General features: G+C 44.8%; 2 tRNA genes and 3 rRNA genes. All 5 read left to right on the top strand.

What is annotated here, in order from left to right:
* Positions 1-339: 339 nt before the first annotated feature.
* Positions 340-1,859, top strand: a 16S ribosomal RNA gene (locus tag FQU21_RS17020).
* A 90-nt stretch (positions 1,860-1,949) separates the two neighbouring features.
* A tRNA-Ile gene (locus FQU21_RS17015) sits at positions 1,950-2,023 on the top strand.
* Positions 2,024-2,186: 163 nt separating this feature from the next.
* Positions 2,187-2,260, top strand: a tRNA-Ala gene (locus FQU21_RS17010).
* Between the two features lie 254 nt (positions 2,261-2,514).
* Positions 2,515-5,334: ribosomal RNA gene (locus FQU21_RS17005) — 23S ribosomal RNA — on the top strand.
* A 173-nt stretch (positions 5,335-5,507) separates the two neighbouring features.
* A 5S ribosomal RNA gene (gene rrf / locus FQU21_RS17000) occupies positions 5,508-5,615 on the top strand.
* Together the 16S, 23S and 5S rRNA genes with 2 tRNA genes alongside form the textbook arrangement of a ribosomal RNA operon.
* Positions 5,616-5,752 lie beyond the last annotated feature (137 nt).

The raw sequence follows: 5,752 nt of genomic DNA, 5'->3' as shown, positions 1-5,752 counted from the left end.
TTTAATAAAAGGTTGTAAGTTTGCAGCCGCTAAAAACGTTAAAGTAATTAGCAAAAAGTTCATAATAAAATTATTGGATTCATATTTAGAAGAGGTTTTAAATCTTTTTAAAATAAAAGTTAAATAATTGTTGTGAGAGTTAAAAAAGGGTTTTATATTTGCACCCGCTAAGCGGTAAAAGGCTTAGAAAAGAAAGAGAAAAAGTTCATAAACATATTGAATTGACAGCGTAAAAATTAGTTTGGAAACGAATTAATTTAACAAAGAGAATAGACCATTTTGAGTACTAGAGATTCTGATTAGTTGTTAAAAGTAAAAGTGGAAACACTTAAAAATTTAACGATGAAGAGTTTGATCCTGGCTCAGGATGAACGCTAGCGGCAGGCCTAACACATGCAAGTCGAGGGGTAACAGAGTAGCTTGCTACTGCTGACGACCGGCGCACGGGTGCGTAACGCGTATACAATCTACCTTTTGCTACGGGATAGCCCAGAGAAATTTGGATTAATATCGTATAGTATGCATTAGTTTCATGACTTATGTATTAAAGGTTACGGCAAAAGATGAGTATGCGTCCTATTAGCTAGATGGTAAGGTAACGGCTTACCATGGCTACGATAGGTAGGGGCCCTGAGAGGGGGATCCCCCACACTGGTACTGAGACACGGACCAGACTCCTACGGGAGGCAGCAGTGAGGAATATTGGACAATGGAGGCAACTCTGATCCAGCCATGCCGCGTGCAGGATGACTGCCCTATGGGTTGTAAACTGCTTTTATACAGGAAGAAACCCTGCTACGTGTAGCAGCTTGACGGTACTGTAAGAATAAGGATCGGCTAACTCCGTGCCAGCAGCCGCGGTAATACGGAGGATCCAAGCGTTATCCGGAATCATTGGGTTTAAAGGGTCCGTAGGTGGATAATTAAGTCAGAGGTGAAAGTTTGCAGCTCAACTGTAAAATTGCCTTTGATACTGGTTATCTTGAATCATTATGAAGTGGTTAGAATATGTAGTGTAGCGGTGAAATGCATAGATATTACATAGAATACCAATTGCGAAGGCAGATCACTAATAATGTATTGACACTGATGGACGAAAGCGTGGGGAGCGAACAGGATTAGATACCCTGGTAGTCCACGCCGTAAACGATGGATACTAGCTGTTCGGTTTTCGGACTGAGTGGCTAAGCGAAAGTGATAAGTATCCCACCTGGGGAGTACGTTCGCAAGAATGAAACTCAAAGGAATTGACGGGGGCCCGCACAAGCGGTGGAGCATGTGGTTTAATTCGATGATACGCGAGGAACCTTACCAGGGCTTAAATGTAGATTGACAGGACTAGAGATAGTTTTTTCTTCGGACAATTTACAAGGTGCTGCATGGTTGTCGTCAGCTCGTGCCGTGAGGTGTCAGGTTAAGTCCTATAACGAGCGCAACCCCTGTGGTTAGTTGCCATCGAGTAATGTCGGGAACTCTAGCCAGACTGCCAGTGCAAACTGTGAGGAAGGTGGGGATGACGTCAAATCATCACGGCCCTTACGTCCTGGGCTACACACGTGCTACAATGGTAGGGACAGAGAGCAGCCACTTCGCGAGAAGGAGCGAATCTATAAACCCTATCACAGTTCGGATCGGAGTCTGCAACTCGACTCCGTGAAGCTGGAATCGCTAGTAATCGCATATCAGCCATGATGCGGTGAATACGTTCCCGGGCCTTGTACACACCGCCCGTCAAGCCATGGAAGCTGGGAGTGCCTGAAGTCCGTCACCGCAAGGAGCGGCCTAGGGTAAAATCGGTAACTAGGGCTAAGTCGTAACAAGGTAGCCGTACCGGAAGGTGCGGCTGGAACACCTCCTTTCTAGAGAAAGACGATTAATTAAGTATCAACAAACTATTATAAAAAATAGTTTATTCTCAAAGCTGTTAATTTAAAAAAACAATTTAGTAGAGTCTCATAGCTCAGCTGGTTAGAGCGCTACACTGATAATGTAGAGGTCGGCAGTTCGAGTCTGCCTGAGACTACGAAGCACGAAAGTGCGTAGTATTCCCATGAATATGGGAATCTGTTAAAAGCTAAAGTTATTTAGTTTATAACAGAAACGTTCATAAAATATTGAAAGGAAATTCTGGAAGTTAGAGAGTTCAACATTCGTAATTCTGAATTCAAAATTCTGAATTTCAAAATGGGGGATTAGCTCAGCTGGCTAGAGCGCCTGCCTTGCACGCAGGAGGTCATCGGTTCGACTCCGATATTCTCCACAGAGATTGCAAAAAGCTTTATGCTTTAAGCAATACGCTGAGAAGCATAGAGCTTAAAGCCTAATGCTTACAGCAACAAAGTTCATTGACATATTGAAACAAGATACATGAAATTAAAATAGGTGTTAAAACCTAAGTTAATATAAAAATTGTATAATTAGAGTTGTGCAGCACGAGCGCACAATATCTAATTAAGTTATTATTTATTATATCGTAATAAATAATAACGAAACTCATTAAAAAAGCAAAAAGTACAATAAGCTAAATAAGGGCGTATGGGGAATGCCTAGGCTCTCAGAGGCGAAGAAGGACGTGATAAGCTGCGAAAAGCTACGGGGATCGGCACACACGAATTGATCCGTAGATATCCGAATGGGGCAACCCGGCATATTGAAGATATGTCATCCGCAAGGAAGCAAACCCGGAGAACTGAAACATCTAAGTACCCGGAGGAGAAGAAAACAAAAGTGATTCCGTTAGTAGTGGCGAGCGAACGCGGATTAGCCCAAACCAGTATTGTTACGGCAATGCTGGGGTTGTAGGACCACGAGATTAGAAGCGTAATGAATTAGAATTGTTTGGAAAGACAAACCAGAGACGGTGATAGTCCGGTATAAGTAAAGAACGTGGATATAGTGGTATCCTGAGTAGTGCGGGACACGAGTAATCCTGTATGAAACAGTCGGGACCATCCGATAAGGCTAAATACTCCTGAGAGACCGATAGTGAACTAGTACCGTGAGGGAAAGGTGAAAAGAACCCTGAATAAGGGAGTGAAATAGAACCTGAAACCATACGCTTACAAGCGGTCGGAGCCCTTCTGGGGTGACGGCGTGCCTTTTGCATAATGAGCCTACGAGTTACCGTTGCTAGCAAGGTTAAGGACTTCAGGTCCGGATCCGTAGCGAAAGCGAGTCTGAATAGGGCGCTTAGTTAGTAGTGGTAGACGCGAAACCGTGTGATCTACCCATGGGCAGGTTGAAGCTGTAGTAACATACAGTGGAGGACCGAACCGGTTGACGTTGAAAAGTCTTCGGATGACCTGTGGGTAGGGGTGAAAGGCCAATCAAACTCGGAAATAGCTCGTACTCCCCGAAATGCATTTAGGTGCAGCGTTGATTTATAGTTTTATAGAGGTAGAGCTACTGATTGGATGCGGGGGCTTCACCGCCTACCAATTCCTGACAAACTCCGAATGCTATAAAATGATGATCAGCAGTGAGGGCATGGGTGCTAAGGTCCATGTCCGAGAGGGAAAGAACCCAGACCATCAGCTAAGGTCCCCAAATATATGTTAAGTTGAAAAAACGCGGTTGAACTGCTTTGACAGCTAGGATGTTGGCTTGGAAGCAGCCATTCATTTAAAGAGTGCGTAACAGCTCACTAGTCGAGCGGTTCGGCATGGATAATAATCGGGCATAAACATATTACCGAAGCTATGGACTTGAAAAAGTGGTAGGGGAGCATTGTAGTGTCGTCGAAGGTGTACTGTGAGGTATGCTGGAGAAGCTACAAAAGAAAATGTAGGCATAAGTAACGATAATGCGGGCGAGAAACCCGCACACCGAAAGACTAAGGTTTCCTCAGCTATGCTAATCAGCTGAGGGTTAGTCGGGACCTAACGCGAACCCGAAAGGGGTAGTGGATGGACAACTGGTTAATATTCCAGTACCTGCTCTCATTAAAAGTGACGGAGGCGAAAAGTTAGTGCGCACAGACGGAATTGTGCGTTGAAGGAAGTGGTAACACTCCGATAGTACACTAAGGCTTCGGCCGCGGTGATAATCTAGCAAATCGACTTCCAAGAAAAGCAAGAGAAGCAGCCCGTACCCTAAACCGACACAGGTAGTTGGGATGAGAATTCTAAGGTGCTCGAGAGATTCATGGCTAAGGAATTAGGCAAAATAGACTCGTAACTTCGGGAGAAGAGTCGCCACCCTTCGGGGTGGCCGCAGTGAAAAGGTCCAGGCGACTGTTTATCAAAAACACAGGGCTATGCTAAATTGAAAGATGACGTATATGGCCTGACACCTGCCCGGTGCTGGAAGGTTAAGTGGAGGAGTTAGTTTCGGCGAAGCTCTTAAATGAAGCCCCAGTAAACGGCGGCCGTAACTATAACGGTCCTAAGGTAGCGAAATTCCTTGTCGGGTAAGTTCCGACCTGCACGAATGGTGCAACGATCTGGACACTGTCTCAGCCATGAGCTCGGTGAAATTGTAGTATCGGTGAAGATGCCGATTACCCGCTGTGGGACGAAAAGACCCCGTGCACCTTTACTATAGCTTAGTATTGGTTTTGGATAAGTAATGTGTAGGATAGGTGGGAGACTTTGAAGCGGCGTCGCTAGGCGTTGTGGAGTCATTGTTGAAATACCACCCTTTGCTTATCTAGAGTCTAACCTTCTTAGGAAGGGACAGTGCTTGGTGGGTAGTTTGACTGGGGTGGTCGCCTCCAAAAGAGTAACGGAGGCTTCTAAAGGTTCCCTCAGCACGCTTGGTAACCGTGCGTAGAGTGCAATGGCATAAGGGAGCTTGACTGAGAGACCTACAAGTCGATCAGGTACGAAAGTAGAGCATAGTGATCCGGTGGTTCCGCATGGAAGGGCCATCGCTCAAAGGATAAAAGGTACGCCGGGGATAACAGGCTGATCTCCCCCAAGAGCTCATATCGACGGGGGGGTTTGGCACCTCGATGTCGGCTCGTCACATCCTGGGGCTGGAGAAGGTCCCAAGGGTTGGGCTGTTCGCCCATTAAAGTGGCACGCGAGCTGGGTTCAGAACGTCGTGAGACAGTTCGGTCTCTATCTACAGTGGGCGTTAGAAATTTGAGTGGATCTGACTCTAGTACGAGAGGACCGAGTTGGACAAACCTCTGGTGTATCTGTTGTTCCGCCAGGAGCATTGCAGAGTAGCTACGTTTGGAAGGGATAAGCGCTGAAAGCATATAAGCGCGAAACCCACCACAAGATGAGATTTCTTTAAAGGGTCGTGAGAGATTATCACGTTGATAGGCTATAGGTGTAAAGGCAGTAATGTCATAGCCAAGTAGTACTAATAACCCATAGGCTTATTGTACGCCTGTTTTTTTAAAAGTTATACAATGGAATTATTAAAACTATAAGTTCATGATTTTTGTTTCAATATGTTAAGATATTTGCGCAAGTAGCGCGGTTGATTGTTATTAGTTCATGGTTATTAGTTGGAAATTGTTCCAACAACCAAAAACTAGAAACCAACAACCAACAATTTAAGGTGATTATAGCGATGGGGCTCACCTCTTACCATTCCGAACAGAGAAGTTAAGCCCATTAGCGCCGATGGTACTACATTTGTGGGAGAGTAGGTCGTTGCCTTTTTTAATCCTCAACATTTATTTGTTGAGGATTTTTTTTGTTCTAAACTGAAATGGATAACATCTCTTTTTAGCCACGAATTCACGAATTAATGTGTAGTGTTAAGTTTGGTTTTAGGGATGTCACGAATCAAAAAAAGT

Origin of the sequence: Algibacter pacificus, from assembly GCF_008033385.1 — a bacterium.
Classification (GTDB): Bacteria; Bacteroidota; Bacteroidia; order Flavobacteriales; family Flavobacteriaceae; genus Algibacter; species Algibacter pacificus.
This window is presented reverse-complemented; position numbering and strand designations above follow the sequence as displayed.